Source organism: Aerococcus sp. L_32 (genome assembly GCF_050689315.1).
Window position 1 is genome coordinate 1 of sequence record NZ_JBOEQF010000919.1, and the last position, 735, is coordinate 735.

A 735-nucleotide genomic window follows, 5' to 3' on the forward strand; every position below is an offset into this window, starting at 1 on the left:
TCCAGGTGGTTTATTAACTTCTGCCCTACAAATCGCCAATATGTTTCTAAATGATGGGGATACCATTATGCAAGTCCAAGAAAAAGATGCGGATCCTTATGTATATGAAGCATCAGACGCTGATTACGGTGACTTCCAAGTTGATGAAGATGTGGTCTTATTAGTAGACGAAGGGTCTGCTTCAGCTTCAGAAATCCTAGCTGCAGCCCTACAAGAATCTGCAGGTATACCAGTTGTTGGTAGCCAAACATTTGGTAAGGGGACTGTGCAAAATGTCTTCTCTCTTGAATCTGATTCAGAACTGAAAATAACTATTGCCAAATGGTTAACACCAAATGGTACTTGGATCAATGAAACAGGGGTAACGCCGGATGTTGAAGCTAGCTTACCGGATTATGCATCTCTAACCTTAATTGATACGAGCCAAACTTACCAAGAGGGCGATGTTTCAGAAGCGATTCAAAATATTGAAGCGATTCTAGTGGCTTTAGGCTACCAAGATAGCCAAGTGGATGCTGTTTTTGCAGAGGATACAACTAGTGCTGTGCTAGCTTTCCAAGCGGACCAAGAACTCGCTGAAACAGGTGTGATTGATACGGAAACAGCAAGTGCCATGATTTCGGCTATCCAAGCATTAATTGCTAGTAATGACACCCAACTAGACAAAGCAGTAGAAGTTCTGGAATAATAAGGACAAAAGCGCTAAAATAGTAGGGTGCTATAGGTACAAATGAT

The 735-nt window shown here is 41.8% G+C and carries 1 protein-coding gene; it reads left to right on the forward strand.

Annotation, left to right across the window (positions count from 1 at the left end; all coding sequences use genetic code 11):
• Window positions 1–688: S41 family peptidase (locus ACRCJ0_RS17365; protein ID WP_431391404.1), on the forward strand; the 688-nt coding region annotated here is incomplete at its 5' end.
• Window positions 689–735 lie beyond the last annotated feature (47 nt).